Raw genomic sequence first — 18,167 nt, 5'->3', positions numbered from 1 at the left:
CGGCCGGAATCAGGGCGGGGAATCGGGTCGTACGGACCTTGCCGAATGGGTGGCCAGGAAGCGCGCTAGGGGTGATCATGAGAGTCCAGAGCGCACTTCCTTGAGGAGGCACGGGTGGCCGAGACTCTGAAGAAGGGCAGCCGGGTTACCGGCGCCGCGCGCGACAAGCTCGCGGCAGACCTGAAGAAGAAGTACGACTCCGGTGCGAGCATCCGGGCGCTGGCCGAGGAAACGGGCCGCTCCTACGGATTCGTCCACCGGATGCTCAGCGAATCCGGTGTCACGCTGCGGGGACGCGGCGGAGCGACACGAGGCAAGAAGGCCGCTTCGGCCTGACGGTGGTGGTCCGGGGCAGGTGGAGGCCGGCCCCGGAGGTCCGCCGGAACACCGGGTGGCCACCCGGCCGACCGTGAGGTCGTCCGGGTGGTTACTGTTCAGTCACTTATCAGTACGTGCTGACTGCACCCGATCCGGAGGCGCCCCATGACCTCGCACGACTCTGTGCTCGACAAGGACGGCGTACGGCTCACCGTCGACGACGCGGTCGCCACGGTGACGCTCACCAACCCGGCCAAGCGCAACGCTCAGTCTCCCGCTCTGTGGCGGGCGTTGACCGAGGCCGGCCGGGCGCTGCCCGGCAGCGTCCGGGTGGTCGTGCTGCGCGGCGAGGGCAAGTCCTTCTCCGCGGGGCTCGACCGGCAGGCGTTCACCCCGGAAGGGTTCGACGGCGAGCCGTCCTTCCTCGACATGGCACGCGGGCCGCAGGACGAGCTCGACGCGACCATCGCCGCGTACCAGGAGGCGTTCACCTGGTGGCGCCGCAACGACCTCGTGTCGATCGCGGCCGTCCAGGGCCACGCCATCGGCGCCGGCTTCCAGCTCGCCCTCGCCTGCGATCTGCGGATCGCCGCCGACGACGTGCAGTTCGCCATGCGTGAGACCAGCCTGGGCCTCGTCCCCGACCTCACGGGTACCCACCCCCTGGTGAACCTGGTGGGATACGCCCGCGCGCTCGAGATCTGCGCCACCGGCCGCTTCGTGCACGCCGACGAGGCCGAACGCACCGGCCTGGCCAACCTCGTGGTCCCGGCCGACCAGCTCGACGCGGCGGCCCAGGACCTGGCCGCCGCGCTGCTCGCCGCCCCGCGCGACGCCGTGGTGGAGACCAAGGCCCTGCTCGCCGGCGCCGCCTCCCGCACCTACGAGGAGCAGCGCAGCGCCGAGCGGGCCGCGCAGGGCCGCCGGCTCCGTGACCTGGCGGGCATCAGCGACTGACTTCGCCGCGCCCCTGCCCCGTACCTCCCGGGCAGGGGTCAGTCCCGGTCCACCACGGCCGTGACCAGCACGGCGACCGTCGGGCCGCCCTCCACGGCCGCGGCGACCGCCCCGCGTACCGCCCGGGCCACGTCGAGGGCCCGGTGGTCCGAGGCCGTCGCGAGCTCCACCCGGACATGGCCGTCCGTGACGTGCACCGCGCTGCCCAGCACCCGGGTCAGCGACACGACCCCGGGCACCCCGGCAGCCGCCGCCCCCGCGGCCCCGTCCGGCTCGGCGGGACGGATGTCCACGGGCTCCGGCCGTGCCGGTGCGGGCTGCTCATCGAGCAGCTCCGTCACCTTCAGGTCCACCTCCTCGACCTCCAGCCCGAGCCGCGTCGCCGCCGCCGTCGCCAGGGCCGCCCGCAACGCCTGGGCCGTCGCGTGCAGCGGGTGCCGTGCCGTGGTCGCGAAACCGGCCTCGATCCGCAGCGGTCCGGGCGGCAGCGCGCTGGGCGGCGCCGGCACCGCGGGCGTACGGGAGTTCTCCGGGTCGGCCGGGGCGATCCTCAGCCGGCCCAGCACCGTGCCCGTGTCCACCGCCGTCCCTCTCAGTACGGCCTCGGCCGCACGTTCGGCGATCCATGCTCCGTCGTCGGCCCCACCCAGCGGCAGCAGTCGGCCCAGGCCGAGCCTCTGGCGTACCGCCGCGGTCCATCCGTCTGCCCGAAGAGGGCCCTCAGCCGTTGTCATTCCCCCAGCCTGCCGTATCCACGGCGCGGGACCGGGCAAGCGCACTTACGGTGGGCAACAGAAGTCAACCTTGCCCCCCGAAGGGAAGAGCGGCGATGACCGAGACCCCACAGCGGAACCGGCCCGACCACCCCGGCAGCGCGTCCGGAGGGGACGACGGCAGGGGGAGTTCCCTGAGCAAGCGCGGCGGCGGAGCCCCCGCCGGCCGAGGCCGCACCACCATCGCCGACGGAGTCGTCGAGAAGATCGCCGGAATGGCGGCGCGTGACGTCATGGGTGTCCACGCGATGGGCAGCGGCATCTCCCGCACGTTCGGCGCCGTCCGCGACCGGGTCCCCGGCGGCGGCAAGTCCGTGACCCGCGGAGTCAAGGCCGAGGTCGGCGAGTCCCAGGCAGCCCTCGACCTGGAGATCGTCGTCGAGTACGGCGTGGCGATCTCCGACGTCGCCGGCGAGGTCCGGGAGAACGTCATCGCGGCCGTCGAGCGTATGACCGGCCTGGAGGTCGTCGAGGTCAACATCGCCGTCAGCGACGTCAAGCTTCCCGACGAGGACGACGACGAGGACGAGTCCGAGTCACGCGTCCAGTAGTCCTCACCCCGAGGCAGTTGAGGAGCACAGATGAGCATGGCTGTGGTCGGCCTGATCGCCGGCATGGCGCTCGGCTTCGCCGGGTACTTCGGCGGATTCGGCGCATTCCTGCTGGTCGCCGCACTGGGTGCGGTCGGCTTCGTCGCCGGCCGGTTCCTGGACGGTGACCTGGAGCCCGGCGACTTCTTCCGGAGTCGCGAGCGCGGCGACCGGCGACGGTGACGGCGGTGACGGCGACGAAGGGCCGGGTCGCCGCGGCGGAGCGCGGGCAGACCCGGATCGCCGACCGGGTCGTCGCGAAGATCGCCGCGCAGGCGGCGAAGGAAGCCGTCGGCCCGTCGCCCGGGGACGCGTCCGCGCCCCGGGCGACGGTCAGCGTGCACCGGGACACCGCCCGGGTGCACGTCAGTCTCGAACTCGGCTATCCGAGTGACATCGGCCGCCGGTGCGGGGCGGTGCGTCGCCGTGTGACCGAACGGGTGGAGACCCTGGCGGGCATGGACGTACCCGAGGTGGCGGTGCAGGTCGAGCGGCTGCACGCCGTGGACACGGGTGCCGGAGCGGAGGGGAACGGCCGATGAGCGAACCCCATGACCCGCAGGACGGCACCCGGCGCCTGCCCACGACCGGTGCCGAACAGCAGGAAGCGCCCTCCGGTGACGTGCTGGAGGCCGAACGGGACGCGGACGGCCCGGCCTCCGAGCCCGATGCCGGGCCGGAACGTTCCGGCGGGCGGGCGCGCCGCTTCCGGTCCGGGCGCCGGATCCCCTCCGCGCTGGCGGCCCTGGTCCTTCTCGGAGCCGCCGGCCTCCTGCTCTACGACATCGCGGCGGTACGGGCCGACCACCCCGCCATGCAGTGGCGGCGCACGCTCGCCGACGAACTGGCGACCCGTCGCATCGACGACGTGTGGGTGCTCGCGGGATCCGCGGCGGCGGCCGCCATCGGCCTCTGGCTGCTCCTGCTCGCGCTCACCGCCGGGCTGCGTTCGCTGCTGCCGATGCGCCGCGAGCACGCCGGTGTGCGGGCGGCACTCGACCGGGAGGCCGCCGCACTCGTGCTGCGCGACCGCGCGGTCGAGGTGGCCGGGGTGCAGTCCGTGCGGGTGAAGGTACGGCGCCGCAAGGCGGCCGTGTCCGCGGTCTCGCACTTCCGTGAACTCGACGAGGTCCGGGACGACCTGGACACCGCACTGCGCTCGGGCATCGAGGAGCTGGGTCTCGCCAAGCCACCCCGGCCGTCCGTGCGTGTCCGTCGGCCGAAGAAGGGGTGAGCCGCGTGATCGGAAAGGTCAACCGGGTACTGCTCGGCCTGGTGGGGCTGATCCTGCTGGTCGTCGGTGGCGGCGTCCTCGTCACCGGGCTCGGGGTCTCCCTGCCGTCCTGGTGGCCCTTCGACGGCAAGGGCGACGTCCTGCTCAGCAAGGGCGACCGCGGCCGGTGGCGGGACGAGGGCTGGTGGTGGCCCGTTGTCATCGCGGTCCTCGCGGTCCTGGTGCTCCTGGCCCTGTGGTGGCTGCTGGCCCAGCTGCGCAGGGCCCGGCTGTCCGAGGTGCTGATCGACAGCGGTGACGGGGAAGGCGCGGTGCTCCGCGGCAAGGCCCTGGAGAGCGCGCTGGGCGACGACACGGCCGGGCTGGACGGGGTGGCCGACTCCAAGGTCCGGCTGGCCGGCCGGCGGAGGGCGCCCGAGGCCCGTATCCGGCTGCTGATGGAACCGCACGGAGCACCGGCGAAGGTGCTGCGCGAGCTGTCCGACGAGGCGCTCGCCCACGCGCGGTCCTCGGCCGGCCTGGACGAACTGCCGGCCGAGGTACGGCTCAAGGCGGTCAAGCACCGTGCGGAGCGGGTGACCTGACGGCCCACCCCGCACGGGGCGTCAGAAACCGTGCCGGGAACCTCCGTCGACCGGGACCATGATGCCCGTCAGATACGACGCCGCGGGGGAGAGCAGGAAGGCCGCGGTCTTCCCGAACTCCTCCGGGGTGCCGTAGCGGCGCAGCGGGATGCGCGCCTCGTTGGCCGTACGGGCCGCCTCCGCGTCACCGGACAGGGCGTCCAGCTCGCGGACCCGGTCCGTGTCGATGCGGGCCGGCAGGACCCCGACGACCCGGATGCCGAGCGGGCCCAGCTCGTCGGCGAGGGACTTGGCGAAGCCGGCGAGTCCGGGGCGCAGACCGTTGGAGATGGTCAGACCGGCGATCGGCTCGTGCACGGAACCGGACAGGACGAAGCCGATGACACCGCCCTCACCGAGTGCGGCGGCGGCCGTGCGGGCCAGCCGGACGGCCCCCAGGAAGACCGACTCGAAGGCCGACTGCCACTGGTCGTCGGTGTTGTCCGCGACGAAACCGGGAGCGGGGCCGCCGACGCTGATGAGGATGCCGTCCAGCCGGCCGAAGCGTTCCTTCGCCGTGTCCACCAGGCGCTGCGCGGCCGACGGGTCGGCGTTGTCGGCGACGACGCCGACGGCGTCCTCGCCCAGCTCGTCGGCGGCCGCCGTGACCCCCTTCTCGTCCCGGCCGGAGACGATCACCTTCGCGCCGTCCGCGGCCAGGGCGGTCGCCGTGGCGTTGCCCAGCCCGCGGCTCGCACCGGTGACGATGTACACGCGGTCCTTCAGTCCAAGATCCATGGCCCTATCCTGCCGTCTCGTGCAGTGCGAGGTCGACCGCGCTGTTGACCAGTCCGATGTGGCTGAAGGCCTGGGGGAAGTTGCCCAGCTGGCGCCCGGCCGCCGTGTCGTACTCCTCGGCGAGCAGACCCACGTCGTTGCGCAGGGAGAGCAACTCATCGAAGAGTTCCTCGGCCTCCTGCTTGCGGCCGGTGCGCAGCAGTGCGTCGACCAGCCAGAAGGAGCAGACGACGAAGGCTCCCTCCTCGCCCGGCAGACCGTCCACGGAGGCGCCCTCGGTGCTGTACCGGCGGACCAGGCCGTCGGAGGCGAGTTCCGCGCGGACGGCGTCGACCGTGCCGACGACCCGGGGATCGTCGGTCGGCAGGAAGCCGGTCCGCACGATGAGCAGGACCGAGGCGTCCAGCTCCTGTGAGCCGTAGTACTGGGTGAAGGTGTTCCGCTCGGGGTCGTAGCCGCGTTCGCAGACCTCCGCGTGGACCGCGTCCCGCATCGTCCGCCACCGGTCGGCGTCACCCGGCAGCTGGGGGTTCTCCTCCAGGGTGCGCACCGCGCGGTCGGCGGCCACCCAGGCCATCACCTTGGAGTGCACGAAGTGGCGGCGCTCGCCGCGGATCTCCCACAGTCCCTCGTCCGGCTCGCGCCAGGCGGACTCCAGGAAGCCGAGCAGGCTGAGCTGGAGGTTCCACGCGTGCGGCTTGTCGTCGAGGCCCGCCTCACGGGCCACTCGGAGCGAGTCGATGACCTCGCCGTACACGTCGAGCTGGCGTTGCCGCACGGCCGCGTTGCCGGTGCGGACGGGGCGGGAGTGCTCGTAGCCGTCGAGCCAGGGCAGTTCCGTCTCGGGGAGTCTGCGTTCGCCGGCGAGTCCGTACATGATCTGGAGGTCCGCCGGGTCGCCCGCGACGGCGCGGAGCAGCCAGTTGCGCCAGGCGCGGGCCTCCTCCAGATAGCCGGCCGAGATCATGGCGCCGAGGGTGAGGGTGGAGTCGCGCAGCCAGCAGTAGCGGTAGTCCCAGTTGCGTACGCCGCCGATCTCCTCCGGCAGCGAGGTGGTCAGGGCCGCGACGATGCCGCCGGTGGGGGCGTAGGTGAGGGCCTTCAGGGTGATCAGGGAGCGCATCACGGCCTGCCGGTGCCTGCCGTGGTACGTGCACCGGGCCGCCCACTTCGCCCAGTCGGTCAGGGTGTGTTTCAGCGCCTTGTGCGGGTCGATCAGCTTCGGGCGCGGGGAGTGGGAGGCGTGCCAGGTGAGGACGAACGCCACGGTCTCCCCTTCCTTCACCGTGAAGGAGGAACAGGTGCTGAACTGCTGGCCCCAGGTCTTGACCGGAGGTTCGCTGCGCAGCCAGACCGAGTCGGGCCCCGCGACGGCCACCCGGTGGCCCTGCGAGCGGCGCATCCAGGGGACGACCTTGCCGAAGTCGAAGCGCAGCCGGAGGACGGAGCTCATGTCGACGCTGCCGCTGACGCCCTCGACGATCCGCATCACGTCGGGCGCCTTGTCGCGCTGCGGCATGAAGTCGATGACCTTGACCGTCCCGGTCCGGGTCTCCCAGAAGGTCTCCAGGACCAGCGAGTCGTCCACGTAGGCGCGGCGGGTGCAGGTGTCGGTGGGGCCGGCGCCCTGGGGAGCGATCCGCCAGTGCCCGTTGTCCTCGTCGCCCAGCAGGGCCGCGAAGCAGGCGCCCGAGTCGAAGCGGGGCAGGCAGAGCCAGTCGACGGAACCGTTCCTGCCGACCAGGGCGCCGGTCTGGAGATCGCCGATGAGCGCGTAGTCCTCGATACGTGGTGTCACGTATCGGCGTCTTCCCGAACCGCGGCCCCGCTAAGCAGCGGGAGCGGGGTGAAGGCGTCTCAGGCGGTGGCCGGCTCCGGTTCCCCCGCGGTCTCGCTCTCCTTCGCCTGCTGCTCACGGTCGCGCTTCTCGCGCCGCAGAAGGATGACCCAGCCGACCGGGACGCCCGCGGCGAAGAGCCACCACTGGACGGCGTAAGCCATGTGCGGGCCGATGGAGCCGTCGTCGGGGGCGGCGATCGTCTCCGGGCTGCCGTCGGCCGGTTCGGGGCTCGTGAGCTCGACGTACCCGCCGAGGACGGGGTGGCCGAGCAGGTGTGCCTGCTGGGCGCTGTTGATGAGCATGACCTGGCGGTCCGGCAGGCCGGCCAGGTCCTTGATGCCGCTGGCGCCCGTCGTCTCGTCGGCCTTGAGCCGGCCGGTGACGGTGACCTCACCGGCGGGCGGAGCCGGGACGTCCGGGTAGCCCTCCTGGGTGTCGGCGGCGGGGACCCAGCCGCGGTTGACCAGGACGGTCCCGCCGCCCTTGAGGTCCAGCGGGGTCAGGACCAGGACGCCGATGCGTTCGTCCCGCGAGGTGCGGCGGCGTACGACGACCTCGTGCCGGGTGTCGAAGGTGCCGGTGGCCGTCACCGTCCGCCAGTAGTCGGAGCGCGGGACCGTGTGCCCGGGGGAGGTGAGCCGGGAGACGGGGACCGGGGCGGCTTCGAGGTTCTCGGTGATCAGCGCGTTCTGCTGGACCCGGTGTTCGTGCCGGTGCAGCTGCCAGAAACCCAGTTCGACCATCGTGGGAATCAGGACGAGGACGATGAGGGTGAGGATCACCCACTGCCGGGTCAACAGGAAGCGGTACACCCCATGACCGTACAACCGGGGCCATGGGGTGCGTCACGGAGGGTCCCTGTACGGGCCCGACCGGGCCGTCACACTTTGTCCACGATGCCCGTCCTTCCCTCGGCCCGGGCGCAGTGGCCGCCGCAGTACCAGTGGCCGTCGACCTCGACGCCCTGGCCGATGACCTGGACCCGGCAGTGCTCACAGATGGGCGCCATGCGGTGGATGGCGCAGGAGAAGCAGTCGAAGACGTGCACCGCGCCCTGCGCGTGCACCTCGAAGGACATCCCGTAGTCGTTTCCGCATACCTCGCAACGTGCCATGCGCCACAGGGTGGGATGCCGGGCGGCGGCGGGCGAGCGGATGCCGGGCGAGTCGCGGCCGGTTCACTCCGATGACGGTGACGGGGGCGGCACCGCCACGGACCTGGCCGGGGCCACGTCCCTCAGCAGATGGGTGAAGGCGCTCTCCTCCAGGATCGGCGTGCCGAACGACTTCGCCTTCACCGTCTTCGAGGTCGCCGCGTCCGGGTCGTTGGTGACGAGCAGGCTCGTCAGTCGCGAGACGCTGGTCGCCACGTGCAGACCGGCCTCCACGGCGCGGTCCTCCAGGAGTTCACGGTCGACCGAGGTGTCCCCGGAGAACGCCACCCGCATGCCCTGCACAAGCGGTTTGTCCGACTCGTAGCGTCCCGGGTTGGGGTACGGGCACGCGGGTCGCTTACGGGAGGCGCGCCACGTGCCCTGGCCGCGCGACGGCTGGTAGCCGACGCGCGGGGCGACCGGTGAGTCCGTCCACTCCGTCAGCGGCCGGCACTCCAGCAGCGGCAGCCGCACCCCGCCCCTGGCCGCGGCGTGCAGGCTCGGCCGGAACGCCTCCGCCAGCACCCGCGCGTCGTCCAGGGCGTGGTGGGCGCGCTGCTGGACCACGCCGAAGTGGGCGGCGAGCGATTCCAGCTTGTGGTTGGGCAGCGGGAGACGCAGCTCCTTGGAGAGCGCGATCGTGCACAGCCGCTGCCGCACCGGCGCGGTGATCGCCGCGCGGGCGTACTCCCGGGCGAGCATCGACCAGTCGAACGCCGCGTTGTGGGCGACGAGCACCCGGCCGTCGAGCCGCTCGGACAACTGGGCGGCGACCTCCGGGAAGAGCGGCGCACCCTCCAGGGCCTCGCTGGTGAGTCCGTGGATCCAGACGGGGCCCGGGTCACGTTCGGGGTTGACCAGTGTGTACCAGTGGTCCTCGACGTCGCCCAGCGCGTCCAGACGGTAGACCGCCGCGGACACTATCCGGTCGTCGCGGGCGAGTCCGGTGGTCTCCACGTCGACGACCGCGTACCCCTGGGGGTAGGCGGTCGGCCACGGCGCTGCGGTCTGACGGTCGTCGAGCATGGTCACAGAGAATACGGGCCGCGACTGACACCGCCCTATCCGGGCATCCCGGGCCCGTGAACCGTGAGCGGTCCGGCCGCCGTTGGCACCGGCCGGAGCGGCAGCGACCGCCGGGAGCGGGCCGGCGCCTGCTGCACCGTGACCGTCGCCCGGCCCACGTGGTCGCGGCCGTCGTGCCGACCGGGCTCCGCGCTCACCGCCAGTGAGATGTACGCCGCCTCCAGCGGCCAGTCGCCCGCGGACCGCCCCGGCGTCAGGCCGAACAGCCCCATCCCGCTGTGCGCCGTCGCCACGTACGCGGCGTACCGCTCCTCGAACGCGAGCGCCGCCGCGTCGGGAAGGGGCCGAGCCGGGCGCGTACGTCCTCCACCAGGTCCCGGGTGCGGGCCCCGGCGCGGGTCTGCTCCACGGCCGCGCGGGCGGTGGACGACGGCTGGGCGGTGAGCTGTTCAAGGAGGTGCGCGCGGCAGCGGAGCGGCAGGTCGTCGCAGAGCCCGGGATCCGGGGCGGAGAGTTCCGCGCGCGGCCGCGTCTCGTCCAGGTCCAGGGCGAACAGCCGCTCGGCGGTCAGCTCTCACCGGCCCGTGCGAAGGCGTCCTGTACGGAGGCGAGCGCGGCCAGCCGTTCGTGCTCGGGCAGGTCGGTGTACGAAGCCGTGAGCCGGGTGCCGAGACCCTCGCCGGCCGGTCCGGCTTCGCCTGGCGGGGGAGCGGGCGCACCGGGTCCGGGACCAGCCCGGCGCCCGTTCGCCGCGCCGATGACCGTGGTGGCGGCCAGCCGGAGCAGCGCAACTTCGGTACCGGGCCCGTCCGTTCCCCCCGCCGATGGCGTTCCTGGGCGGAATCCTACGATGCGGCGCTCTTGGTGGAATCTGCCAAACGCTGATGACTCCGCGTCTCACATACTTGTGGGTAACAACGTCTATCCGCCGCCCGCCCGACGGCTCTACGGTGCACGCATGGAGCCGAACCTGCCCGATGTCGTGCTGTGGTCGATCCCGGCCTTCGTCCTGCTGACCGTCCTCGAGATGGTGTCCTACCGGCTGCACCCGGACGACGAGGCCGCCGGGTACGAAGCCAAGGACGCCGCCACCAGCGTCACCATGGGGCTGGGCAGCCTGGTCTTCGACCTGCTGTGGAAGATCCCCGTCGTGGCGATCTACACCGCCCTGTACGAACTGACCCCGCTGCGCGTCCCCGTGCTGTGGTGGACGGTCCTGCTCATGCTGTTCGCCCAGGACTTCTTCTACTACTGGTCGCACCGCGGGCACCACGTCGTCCGGATCCTCTGGGCGTGCCACGTGGTCCACCACTCCAGCCGTAACTTCAACCTCACCACGGCGCTCCGCCAGCCCTGGACCTCGCTGACGTCCTGGCCCTTCTACCTCCCGCTGATCGCCCTCGGCGTCCACCCGGCCGCGCTCGCCTTCTGCTCCTCGGCGAACCTCGTCTACCAGTTCTGGGTGCACACCGAACGCGTCGGCAAGCTGCCCCGCCCCTTCGAGTACGTCCTCAACACGCCGTCGCACCACCGGGTGCACCACGCGTCCCAGGGCGGTTACCTCGACCGGAACTTCGGGGGCATCCTCATCGTCTGGGACCGGCTCTTCGGGTCCTTCGCCGCCGAGGCCGAGCGGCCCGTCTACGGCCTCACCAAGAACATCAGCACCTACAACCCGCTCCGCGTCGCCACCCACGAGTACGCCGCCATCGCCCGCGACGTACGGGCCGCCGGCAGCTGGAGCGAGCGGGCCGGGCGGGTCTTTCGCGGACCGGGGTGGCAGCCCGCCCGGACCGTGGCGCCGGCCGCGCCCGCCCCCCGTGAGGCGTCCGTGCGGCCCGCCGCCGAGCAGGCCCGGTGAGTCCGCGGCCGCGAGCGCCCCGGCTCGTCCGCCCGCTGCTCGTCGCCTTCCTCGCCGCCACCGCCGTCGACCTGGCGGGACTCCTGGCCGGGTCGCACACCGCCCACCTGGTCGCCAAGCCGTTGCTGATGCCGCTGCTCGCCGCCTACGCGGCTGCCCGCGGCGGTCCCCGGCTGCTCGTCGCCGCGCTGCTGTGCGGCTGGGGCGGGGACGTGCTGCTGATGCCCGGCGCGGACGCCGCGTTCCTCGCCGGGATGGGGCTCTTCGCCGCGGGCCACGTCTGCTACCTCCGGCTCTTCGGCCGCGCCCGCGCGTCCCTCCCCGCGGGTCTCGGGTACGCGGCGGCCCTCGCCGTCCTCCTCGTACTCCTGTGGTCGGACCTGCCGGGCGGGATGAGGATCCCGCTGACCTGCTACAGCCTGCTCCTGACCACCATGGCCTGGCGGGCCGGGGCCCTCGGGCGGTGGGCCGGCGCCGGCGGGGCGCTCTTCCTGCTGTCCGACGCGCTCATCGCCACGAGCATCGCCGCGTGGCCGCGGCTCCCCGCCCACGACTTCTGGGTGATGCTGACCTATGCGGCCGCGCAGTACCTGCTGACGGCGGGGGTGCTCGGGAGCCGGGACGGTGCCTCCCCGGCGGTCACCGGCGCCGACCGTACGGGCGGCGGGGTGCGGGTCTGAGAACGCCGGAGGGGCCGGGGAGCTGTGCCCCGGCCCCTCCTCACGTGTGTGCCGGGACTACCTGCGGACCGCGTCCAGCGCGTCCACCACACCGGCCCCGTAGAAGCCGTTGTAGCTCTTGCCGCCCTGGCAGACCGCGTCGACGGTGCCGTCACCGTCGATGTCGTACGGCGCACCGCACGCGGTGGCGTCCGCCTGGTGGGTCAGCAGGGCCTTCACCACCGCCGGCGAGGCGTACGGGTGGCTCGACCTGATCAGGGCCGCGACGCCCGCGACGTGCGGGGACGCCATGGACGTACCGGCCTTGTAGCCGAACTTGCCGCCGGGCAGCGTGGACAGGATCAGGCCGCTGGTGGCGGGTGCCTCGGGCGTCTGGTAGACGGTCGAGTCGCCGCCGGGGGCCGCCACGTCGATGACGCCCAGTCCGTAGTTGGAGTACGAGGACTTGAGGCCCTTCGCACCCGTCGCCGAGACCGTCACGACACCCGGCAGCATCGTCGGGATGTCGGGGCACAGGCGCGGGTCGACCGTGCGGGTCACCGTGGTCGAGTCGTTGGGGCTCGTGGTGTCCTCGATGGCGTGCAGGGCCAGGTCGTGGTCGGAGTTGCCGGCCGCGGCGACGTTCACGACGCCCCTGCCCTCGGCGTACCGGGTGGCCCGGGTGACCGCCTCGACCAGGGCGCCCTGGTCCGGGTCGTTCTTGCAGTTGAACAGCCACGGGTCGGTGTAATAGCTGTTGTTCGTCACGTCGACGCCGTGCTCGGCGGCCCATACGAAACCGCAGACGACGGCCTCGGTGTAGAAGAACCCGTCCGGGTTCGACACCTTGATGCCGGAGACCTTCACGCCCGGCGCGACGCCGGTGACGCCGGTGCCGTTCTTCGCCGCGGCTATGGTGCCCGCGACGTGCGTGCCGTGGTCGCTCTCGTTCGCGGCCGGCCGCCAGGCGCCGTCCGTCGTGTCCGGCGCGCCGGACACGCAGTTCACCGACGCCTTGCGGTCGAAGTTCGGCGCCAGGTCCGGGTGCGTGTCGTCCACGCCGGTGTCGATGACGCCGACCGTGACCCTGCTGCTGCCGAGCGACTTCTGGTGCGCCTTGTCCGCCTTGATCGCGGGCAGGTCCCACTGCAGGGGTTCCAGCTCGTCCTGGCCGGCCGTCGCCTTCGCCGACGCCGCCTCGGCCTGAGCGGCGGTGAGCGGCTGCGCGACCCCGATGTCCTTCGTGGCCTGCGGGACGATCGGGTTGGTGCGGGTCGCCCCGGCCGACTGCACGCCCCAGGACTTGCGTATCGCCGGTCCGAAGTCCGGGTTCTGCGAGTGGACGACGATCACGCCTATGCGGTCGTACGACGTGACGACGGTGCCGCCCGCCTTGGCTATCGCCTGCTTCACCTGCTTGACCGTGCCGAGACCGACGCGCGTGTTCACCACGTAGGACAGCTTCGGGCCGTCCGTCCGGACCGTCGCCGCCGGCGCCTTGCCCGGAGCGGCCGACGCGGTCCCCGGGAGGAAGCCGAGCGAGGCCGTGAGTGCCAGTCCGACGGGCAGCGTGAGTGCGCGTGTCCGTCTGGATGCCAGATGAGCCATGGGTTCTCCACATCATCCGTGCCCGTGGACCCGGACACGAGCGTGCCCGGGTCTGTACATGACCAGTGAAGCTATCGCTGATCATGCCGGAGCATCAACGAATGCGGGCAAGTGAGTTCGAGGTGTGACCTCGGGGCGACGGGTACGCCGTACGTGGGTTCGAAAAGAGCCAATCCGTGGTGAACCGCTTCGCCACGCCCTCCGTGCCGTTGTCAGGGAGTCGCATGCCAACCCCCACCGCGCAGAGGACTCCCCTCTTGTGAAATCCACCACCGAGACCGCCGCACCCGCGTCGCGAGGAGAATCCGTGGCTACCGATGCACCGCCGCCCCAGGGCAGTACGGACAACAGTCCCGCCCAACCGACGACCGAGGTCTTCGTCGAGACGCAGAAGAGCGCGGAGTTCGCCGAACTGCGGCGTGCTCACCGGTCGTTCGCGTTTCCCCTGACCGTCGGCTTCATCGCCTGGTACCTGCTGTACGTGCTGCTGTCCAGTTACGCCGGCGACTTCATGGGCACCACCGTCTTCGCCAACTTCAACGTGGCCTTCGTCTTCGGCCTCGCCCAGTTCGCCACCACGTTCCTCATCGCCTGGTTCTACTCGCGCCACGCCGCGACGAAGATCGACCCCAAGGCGGAGGCCATCAAGTCCCGTCTGGAGGCCGACGCATGAGCGCCGCAGCCCACTCCTCTTCCCTCGTCCTCGCCGCCTCGTCCACGACCGAGCACCGGCCGCTGATCATCAGCCTCTTCGCCGTCTTCGTCGCCGCGACCCTGGCCATCACGGTCTGGGCCGGACGGCAGACCAAGAGCGCCTCCGACTTCTACGCCGGCGGCCGCCAGTTCACCGCCTTCCAGAACGGCCTCGCCGTCTCGGGCGACTACATGTCCGCGGCGTCCTTCCTCGGCATCGCCGGTGCCATCGCGCTCTTCGGATACGACGGCTTCCTCTACTCCATCGGCTTCCTCGTCGCCTGGCTCGTGGCCCTGCTGCTCGTCGCCGAGCCGCTGCGCAACTCCGGCCGCTACACCATGGGCGACGTCCTCGCCTACCGGATGCGGCAGCGGCCGGTCCGCACCGCAGCAGGTGTGTCCACCATCGTCGTGTCGATCTTCTACCTGCTGGCACAGATGGCCGGCGCGGGTGTCCTCGTCGCCCTGCTGCTCGGCATCACCGGTGACACGGGCAAGATCCTCATCGTGGCGCTGGTCGGCGTCCTCATGATCCTCTACGTCACCATCGGCGGCATGAAGGGCACCACCTGGGTGCAGATGGTCAAGGCGGTGCTGCTCATCGCGGGCGCGCTGCTGATGACCTTCATGGTGCTGTGGAAGTTCGACTTCAACGTCTCCGACCTGCTGGGCACCGCGGCCGAGAAGAGCGGCCACGGGAAGGCGTTCCTGGAGCCCGGCCTCAAGTACGGCGCCACCGGCGTCTCGAAGCTGGACTTCATCTCCCTGGGCATCGCGCTGGTCCTCGGCACCGCCGGCCTGCCGCACATCCTGATCCGCTTCTACACCGTGCCCACCGCCAAGGCCGCCCGTAAGTCCGTGAACTGGGCCATCGGCATCATCGGCGCCTTCTACCTGATGACGATCGCCCTCGGCTTCGGCGCCGCGGCGCTCATCGGACCGGACGAGATCAAGGCGAAGAACCCGGCGGGCAACGCGGCGGCACCGCAGCTCGCCGAGTACCTCGGCGGGGTCGGCACCACCGGCGGCGCCGTCCTGCTCGCCGTGATCTCGGCGGTCGCCTTCGCGACGATCCTCGCGGTGGTCGCGGGACTCACCCTCGCCTCCTCGTCCTCCTTCGCACACGACATCTACGCCAACGTCATCCGCCGGGGGAAGGCCACCGAGAAGGAGGAGATGCGCGCCGCCCGCTGGGCCACCGTCGCGATCGGCATCGTCTCCATCGCCCTCGGCGCCATGGCCCGTGACCTGAACGTCGCCGGTCTCGTCGCGCTGGCCTTCGCCGTCGCCGCGTCGGCGAACCTGCCGACCATCCTCTACAGCCTCTTCTGGAAGCGCTTCACCACCCAGGGCGCCCTCTGGTCCATCTACGGCGGTCTCGCCTCGTCCGTCGTCCTCGTGCTGTTCTCCCCGGTCGTCTCCGGGAAGGCCAGCTCGATGTTCCCGGACGTCGACTTCGCCTGGTTCCCCCTGGAGAACCCGGGCCTCATCTCCATCCCGCTCGGCTTCCTGCTCGGCTGGATCGGTTCCGTCGTCTCCAAGGAGGAGCCGGACACCGACAAGTACGCCGAACTGGAGGTCAAGTCCCTCACCGGCACCGGGGCCCACTGACACCCACCGCGTGGCACGGCCCCGTCGTAGAGACCTACGACGGGGCCGTCCCCCACCTCGTGCCAATCGGCCACTCCCGTTGTCACCGCTCTCGCGTAGTGTCGAAGGCGTCAGACCACAACCGCGGTCATCACCGGGGAGGGGGCCCACGTGCTCATCGACACCTACGGCCGGGTCGCCACCGACCTGCGCGTCTCACTGACCGACCGGTGCAATCTGCGCTGCACCTACTGCATGCCCGAAGAGGGCCTGCAGTGGCTGGCCAAGCCCGACCTGCTCACCGACGAGGAGATCGTCCGGCTCGTCCGCGTCGCCGTCACCTCGCTCGGCATCACCGAGGTCCGCTTCACCGGCGGCGAACCGCTGCTGCGCCCCGGGCTCGTCTCCGTCGTCGAGCGCTGCGCCGCCCTGGAGCCCCGCCCCAGGATGTCGCTCACCACCAACGGCATCGGGCTCAAGCGCACCGCCGCCGCCCTGAAGACCGCGGGCCTCGACCGCGTCAACGTCTCCCTGGACACCCTGCGCCCGGACGTCTTCAAGACGCTCACCCGGCGCGACCGGCACAAGGACGTCCTGGACGGCCTGCGGGCAGCCCGCGACGCCGGACTCACCCCCGTCAAGGTCAACTCCGTCCTCATGCCCGGGCTCAACGACGACGAGGCCCCCGAACTGCTCGCCTGGGCCGTGGACCACGGCTACGAGCTCCGCTTCATCGAGCAGATGCCGCTCGACGCCCAGCACGGCTGGAAACGCGACGGAATGATCACCGCCGGGGACATCCTCGCCTCGCTGCGCACGCGCTTCACCCTCACCGCCGAGGACGAGGACGAGCGCGGATCCGCCCCCGCCGAGCGCTGGACGGTGGACGGCGGACCGCACCGCGTCGGCGTCATCGCCTCCGTGACCCGGCCCTTCTGCCAGGCCTGCGACCGCACCCGGCTCACCGCCGACGGCCAGGTCCGCACCTGCCTGTTCGCCCAGGAGGAGACGGACCTGCGCGGCGCCCTGCGCTCCGGCGCGCCCGACGAGGAGATCGCCCGGATCTGGAAGCTCGCCATGTGGGGCAAGAAGGCGGGCTCCGGCCTCGACGACCCCGCCTTCCTCCAGCCCGACCGCCCGATGTCAGCGATCGGAGGCTGAGGACTCCCACTCGGCCAGCGGTACGACGTCCTTCAGGAAACCGCGCACCCCGAGGAACGAGGAGAGGTGCTCTCGGTGCTCGTCGCAGGCGAGCCACGTCTTGCGGCGCTCAGGGGTGTGCAGCTTCGGGTTGTTCCAGGCGAGCACCCAGACCGCGTCGGCACGGCAGCCCTTCGCGGAGCAGACGGGTGCGCCGGCGGCGCTCTCGGCGGGAGTATCGGGGAAGTTCACGGCGTCAACCCTACGGGGCCGCACGCCGCGTCCCCGCCGGGGAAAAGGCGACGCCGGGCAGCCACGGGGGGAGCTGCCCGGCGTCGGTCCGTCGCTCCGACGGGGGATGCGGAGCGCGTACGAAGTATGCCACGGGCACCGGGGTGCGGTGCACAGGATCCCGATGATTGATCTGAGCTTTTCTTGAGCTTTCCAGTCGGTACAGACCCGGACGAACTCATTCCGGGCCGGGCGCACCTCCGGCGCTGCCGGCCCCACCCGAATCCGGGACAGGCCCGGCGGGTTCGGTCCCGGATGCCGCCCCCAGAGCGGGTCGCATCGGAGCGGGCACGAACGTCGAAGGAAGCCCAGGGGCGTTCTCGCGGCCCGCGTTGGCGATCACCACCGCGACGTAGGGGAGCAGGACACCCAGCGCGAGCGCCACCACCGCCACGTGCCTCTCGACGTTCCAGAGCGTCGCGGCCAGCACCACGGAGACGGTCCGCACGGACATCGAGATGATGTAGCGCCGCTGTCTGCCCCGCACGTCGTCGGCGAGCGACTGCCGGGCGCCGGTGATCCGGAAGACCAGCGCGCCCCTCTGATTCCGCATCATGTCCCACCACCAGATCGCTCCGCCGGCCATCTCCGACCGGGCCGCTCCTACGGTACGCCCGATATCCGCAGGCTCAGGGACCGGGGCGCCCGCCCGGCCGGGATCCGGGCCGCCGTGCCACGTACGGCCCTGCTCGGCATGCGCCGCGGCACGGGTGGGACGAGACTGGTCGAACGTGCGCACATCGCGCAGCACAAGGAGGCGACATGGGCTGGCTGTGGGCAATCATCGTGGGTCTCGTACTGGGTGTCATCGCCCGGGGGATCCTGCCGGGCAAGCAGAACATCCCTCTGTGGCTGACGGTGGTGTTCGGCATCCTGGGCAGCATCCTCGGTAACGCCGTCGCGGGCTGGCTCGGCGTCGCCGACACCAAGGGCATCGACTGGACGCGCCATGTGCTCCAGCTGATCGGCGCCATCGTGATCGTCGCGGTCGGCGACATGCTGTGGCAGGCGATCAGGGGCCGCAGGGGCGACCGGCAGAGGACCTGACCCGGACGGACAGAGCACCGAGGCCG

The 18,167-nt window shown here is 71.8% G+C and carries 23 protein-coding genes; 13 read left to right on the top strand and 10 right to left on the bottom strand.

The window, feature by feature from the left end; genetic code table 11:
* The first annotated feature begins 114 nt into the window (after positions 1–114).
* Positions 115–336 (top strand): helix-turn-helix domain-containing protein, encoded by a 222-nt coding sequence (locus tag SACTE_RS06225; RefSeq protein ID WP_006123601.1) that lies wholly within the window; start codon positions 115–117, stop codon positions 334–336.
* A gap of 147 nt (positions 337–483) precedes the next feature.
* Positions 484–1,275, top strand: a complete 792-nt coding sequence (locus SACTE_RS06220; RefSeq protein ID WP_014045175.1) for an enoyl-CoA hydratase/isomerase family protein — start codon at positions 484–486, stop codon at positions 1,273–1,275.
* A 38-nt stretch (positions 1,276–1,313) separates the two neighbouring features.
* Here SACTE_RS06220 and SACTE_RS06215 read toward each other — a convergent pair whose 3' ends face one another.
* Entirely contained in the window at positions 1,314–2,009 is a 696-nt protein-coding gene (locus SACTE_RS06215; protein WP_014045174.1) for a hypothetical protein, read from the bottom strand.
* 95 nt (positions 2,010–2,104) lie between these two features.
* Here SACTE_RS06215 and SACTE_RS06210 point away from each other — a divergent pair, with 95 nt between their 5' ends.
* From SACTE_RS06210 to amaP, 5 genes are read left to right on the top strand one after another with little or no spacing between them, the layout of a single operon-like run.
* Positions 2,105–2,599: an Asp23/Gls24 family envelope stress response protein gene (locus SACTE_RS06210; protein ID WP_014045173.1), complete on the top strand. Its 495-nt coding sequence runs from the start codon at positions 2,105–2,107 to the stop codon at positions 2,597–2,599.
* Positions 2,600–2,629: 30 nt separating this feature from the next.
* Entirely contained in the window at positions 2,630–2,821 is a 192-nt protein-coding gene (locus SACTE_RS06205; RefSeq protein WP_014045172.1) for a hypothetical protein, read from the top strand.
* Between the two features lie 5 nt (positions 2,822–2,826).
* The gene (locus SACTE_RS06200) at positions 2,827–3,180 is read left to right on the top strand and encodes an Asp23/Gls24 family envelope stress response protein (protein WP_026359029.1); all 354 of its coding nucleotides are present in this window, start codon (positions 2,827–2,829) and stop codon (positions 3,178–3,180) included.
* Entirely contained in the window at positions 3,177–3,872 is a 696-nt protein-coding gene (locus SACTE_RS06195; RefSeq protein WP_014045170.1) for a DUF6286 domain-containing protein, read from the top strand. Before SACTE_RS06200 ends, SACTE_RS06195 begins: the two co-directional genes overlap by 4 nt.
* The gene (amaP, locus tag SACTE_RS06190) at positions 3,869–4,456 is read left to right on the top strand and encodes an alkaline shock response membrane anchor protein AmaP (protein WP_019992820.1); all 588 of its coding nucleotides are present in this window, start codon (positions 3,869–3,871) and stop codon (positions 4,454–4,456) included. The genes SACTE_RS06195 and amaP overlap by 4 nt, the downstream gene beginning before the upstream one ends.
* Positions 4,457–4,477: 21 nt before the next feature.
* Here amaP and SACTE_RS06185 read toward each other — a convergent pair whose 3' ends face one another.
* The 6 genes from SACTE_RS06185 to SACTE_RS34525 form a co-directional block, all read right to left on the bottom strand.
* Complete coding sequence (locus SACTE_RS06185; RefSeq protein ID WP_014045168.1) at positions 4,478–5,233, bottom strand: SDR family oxidoreductase; 756 nt, start codon at positions 5,231–5,233, stop codon at positions 4,478–4,480.
* A gap of 4 nt (positions 5,234–5,237) precedes the next feature.
* Positions 5,238–7,031, bottom strand: a complete 1,794-nt coding sequence (locus tag SACTE_RS06180) for a glycoside hydrolase family 15 protein (protein WP_014045167.1) — start codon at positions 7,029–7,031, stop codon at positions 5,238–5,240.
* A 59-nt stretch (positions 7,032–7,090) separates the two neighbouring features.
* Positions 7,091–7,885: an SURF1 family protein gene (locus tag SACTE_RS06175; RefSeq protein ID WP_014045166.1), complete on the bottom strand. Its 795-nt coding sequence runs from the start codon at positions 7,883–7,885 to the stop codon at positions 7,091–7,093.
* Between the two features lie 68 nt (positions 7,886–7,953).
* Entirely contained in the window at positions 7,954–8,187 is a 234-nt protein-coding gene (locus SACTE_RS06170; RefSeq protein WP_078492597.1) for a hypothetical protein, read from the bottom strand.
* A 63-nt stretch (positions 8,188–8,250) separates the two neighbouring features.
* Entirely contained in the window at positions 8,251–9,258 is a 1,008-nt protein-coding gene (locus tag SACTE_RS06165; RefSeq protein WP_019992821.1) for a DEDDh family exonuclease, read from the bottom strand.
* 29 nt (positions 9,259–9,287) lie between these two features.
* Positions 9,288–9,545: a hypothetical protein gene (locus tag SACTE_RS34525; protein WP_019992822.1), complete on the bottom strand. Its 258-nt coding sequence runs from the start codon at positions 9,543–9,545 to the stop codon at positions 9,288–9,290.
* Positions 9,546–10,210: 665 nt separating this feature from the next.
* Between SACTE_RS34525 and SACTE_RS06155 the strand changes: the two genes are divergently transcribed.
* Together SACTE_RS06155 and SACTE_RS06150 are read left to right on the top strand one after the other, a co-directional pair.
* On the top strand, positions 10,211–11,113 hold the full coding sequence (locus tag SACTE_RS06155) for a sterol desaturase family protein (RefSeq protein ID WP_014045163.1): 903 nt from the start codon (positions 10,211–10,213) through the stop codon (positions 11,111–11,113).
* Complete coding sequence (locus SACTE_RS06150) at positions 11,110–11,793, top strand: lysoplasmalogenase (protein WP_014045162.1); 684 nt, start codon at positions 11,110–11,112, stop codon at positions 11,791–11,793. Before SACTE_RS06155 ends, SACTE_RS06150 begins: the two co-directional genes overlap by 4 nt.
* 57 nt (positions 11,794–11,850) lie before the next feature.
* Here the strand turns inward: SACTE_RS06150 and SACTE_RS06145 are convergent, their stop codons facing one another.
* Positions 11,851–13,380: a S8 family serine peptidase gene (locus SACTE_RS06145; RefSeq protein WP_014045161.1), complete on the bottom strand. Its 1,530-nt coding sequence runs from the start codon at positions 13,378–13,380 to the stop codon at positions 11,851–11,853.
* Between the two features lie 307 nt (positions 13,381–13,687).
* Here SACTE_RS06145 and SACTE_RS06140 point away from each other — a divergent pair, with 307 nt between their 5' ends.
* The 3 genes from SACTE_RS06140 (at position 13,688) to moaA (ending at position 16,824) form a co-directional block, all read left to right on the top strand.
* A complete protein-coding gene (locus SACTE_RS06140) occupies positions 13,688–14,053 on the top strand; it encodes a DUF485 domain-containing protein (protein WP_014045160.1) in 366 nt (121 codons plus the stop codon).
* The gene (locus SACTE_RS06135) at positions 14,050–15,684 is read left to right on the top strand and encodes a cation acetate symporter (RefSeq protein WP_014045159.1); all 1,635 of its coding nucleotides are present in this window, start codon (positions 14,050–14,052) and stop codon (positions 15,682–15,684) included. The genes SACTE_RS06140 and SACTE_RS06135 overlap by 4 nt, the downstream gene beginning before the upstream one ends.
* 150 nt (positions 15,685–15,834) lie before the next feature.
* On the top strand, positions 15,835–16,824 hold the full coding sequence (moaA, locus tag SACTE_RS06130; RefSeq protein ID WP_014045158.1) for a GTP 3',8-cyclase MoaA: 990 nt from the start codon (positions 15,835–15,837) through the stop codon (positions 16,822–16,824).
* Here the strand turns inward: moaA and SACTE_RS06125 are convergent.
* Together SACTE_RS06125 and SACTE_RS06120 are read right to left on the bottom strand one after the other, a co-directional pair.
* Complete coding sequence (locus SACTE_RS06125; protein ID WP_014045157.1) at positions 16,807–17,055, bottom strand: hypothetical protein; 249 nt, start codon at positions 17,053–17,055, stop codon at positions 16,807–16,809. The genes moaA and SACTE_RS06125 overlap by 18 nt on opposite strands.
* 217 nt (positions 17,056–17,272) lie before the next feature.
* A complete protein-coding gene (locus tag SACTE_RS06120; protein WP_226995147.1) occupies positions 17,273–17,647 on the bottom strand; it encodes a DUF3099 domain-containing protein in 375 nt (124 codons plus the stop codon).
* Between the two features lie 209 nt (positions 17,648–17,856).
* Between SACTE_RS06120 and SACTE_RS06115 the strand changes: the two genes are divergently transcribed.
* Positions 17,857–18,141, top strand: coding sequence for a GlsB/YeaQ/YmgE family stress response membrane protein (locus SACTE_RS06115; protein ID WP_014045155.1), 285 nt, complete (start codon positions 17,857–17,859; stop codon positions 18,139–18,141).
* Positions 18,142–18,167: the final 26 nt, after the last annotated feature.

It is taken from the genome of Streptomyces sp. SirexAA-E (genome assembly GCF_000177195.2).
GTDB classification, from domain to species: Bacteria; Actinomycetota; Actinomycetes; order Streptomycetales; family Streptomycetaceae; genus Streptomyces; species Streptomyces flavovirens.
The sequence above is the reverse complement of the archived record's forward strand: the minus strand, read 5'-3'. Positions and strand labels throughout refer to the sequence as shown.